The 1782-nt window shown below is 32.3% G+C and carries 1 protein-coding gene; it reads right to left on the bottom strand.

Translation table 11 applies throughout. The features are described 5' to 3' along the window. Window positions 1–484 precede the first annotated feature (484 nt). Window positions 485–1468 (bottom strand): SMP-30/gluconolactonase/LRE family protein, encoded by a 984-nt coding sequence (locus ACP6PK_RS10535; protein WP_426559563.1) that lies wholly within the window; start codon window positions 1466–1468, stop codon window positions 485–487. Window positions 1469–1782 lie beyond the last annotated feature (314 nt).

The following is a 1782-nucleotide window of genomic DNA, read 5'->3' as shown; positions in this document are numbered from 1 at the left end:
CTAATAACCACTTTTATTCCGAGAATTTTCTTGGCAATACTCATCATCAGTTTATCCTAATAAAATCCTGGTCTTGCCAGAATTATGCAACTCACCTACTACCCTATTTCGCCAAATCAAGAAATTAATAAGTTGACGAAAAACCCTCAACAATTATCATCCTAATAACCACTTTTATTCCGAGAATTTTCTTGGCAATACTCATCATCAGTTTATCCTAATAAAATCCTGATATTGCCAGAATTATGCAACTCACCTACTACCTTATTTCGCCAAATCAAGAAATTAATAAGTTAGCGAAAAACCCTCAAAAATTATCACCCCAAAAACCAATTAGCACTAATTAGTAATAGATTTTTTTTCTAATTCTAATCGTCCCTAAATCTGTGTAAAAATCTTTGTATTGCCAGAGTTTTTCCTAATTTTAATTCTCTGTGTATCCGTAGCAAAATCCTTGTCTTGCCCAACTTATTCAACTCACCTACTACCTAATTCCACCTGGTCTAACTCCCGTAACTGTAAGAGTAATTTTGTACAGACTTTTACTGGCTGTTAAATAAAGAGTTTTATAGTCATCATTTCCCCATGCTAAATTAGCAACTTTCTCAGGTACAGCAATAATTCCTAGCAATTTTCCCGATGGAGAAAAAACCCAAACTCCTCCCGGTCCGGTACTATAAACATTTCCCTGTAAATCTACTTTCATTCCATCAGGAACACCTGCTTTATTTCGGTCTTTTAACTCAGCAAAAATCTTGCCGTTTTCTAGAGTTCCATCTGACTTAACATCAAAAATACGAATGTGACCTTTTTCAGAATCATTAACATAAAGTTTCGTTTCATCAGGGGAGAGAGCAATACCATTAGGACGAACAAAATCATCAACTAATAGAATTAATTTACCGTCTGGACTAATTCGATAAACACCATAAAAACCTAATTCTTCCTGTTCTGATTTAATCCCATAAGGAGGGTCAGTAAAATAAATACTACCATCTGATTTGACAACTAAATCATTCGGACTATTCAAACGTTTACCATTATATTTATCAACAAGTGTAATTATTTTGCCATCTTTTTCAGTTCGCGATACCCGACGATTACTATGTTCACCAGTAATTAATCTTCCTTGTAAATCTAGGGTATTACCATTAGCATTCCCAGAAGGACGACGAAATACTTTAACTTCTTGATTAGATTGCCATTGATAAATTGTATTTTCAGGAATATCACTAAATAGTAAAAAACCTTCAGGATGCCAGACAGGTCCCTCAGTAAATTTGAAACCTTCTGCTACTTTTTCTACCTGTGCATCTTTCCCAATAATTTGTTGTAAATTTTCTATTGAGCTAGCTTGACTTAATTGGAAATAATTATTTATTGCTTTACTACTATCATTATAAAAGATAGTTACTACTGCTACTAATAAGATAGTCGATCTAAAAATCCCAAATTTTATACTTGACATTTTATATTTGTGGTTAATTTTGATTGAGGTTAGATTTGGATAGGGAATATATTTTACCATTTTTCTCTCTAAATAGTAAGTAGTATACTAAAATTGTTATGGGTTTTGATGAAAGAGTGAATATTTGTCAAGTTTTATATTCAGAATTAGTATAAAAAGTTAATTAATCAGAAAAATCTTGGATAATTGCAACAGTTTAGTTAATTTGAAACCTAACCCCTACTAATTCCGGTGTTTAATGCTTATATGTCTTAAACTAATATAGCAATTCCCAAGAAGCGTGAGGTACAAAATTCGTTTGTTTTAGGGAATAG

Origin of the sequence: Dapis hubbardiae BLCC-M172 (assembly GCF_050016015.1) — a bacterium.
Classification (GTDB): Bacteria; Cyanobacteriota; Cyanobacteriia; order Cyanobacteriales; family Microcoleaceae; genus Trichodesmium.
Note: the sequence above shows the minus strand (reverse complement) of the source record. Positions and strands in the feature narration are given on the sequence as shown.

Bases quoted from the DNA above. Each gene is read 5' to 3' on its own strand.
- ACP6PK_RS10535 (WP_426559563.1), bottom strand. From the start codon at position 1,468: ATGTCAAGTATAAAATTTGGGATTTTTAGATCGACTATCTTATTAGTA.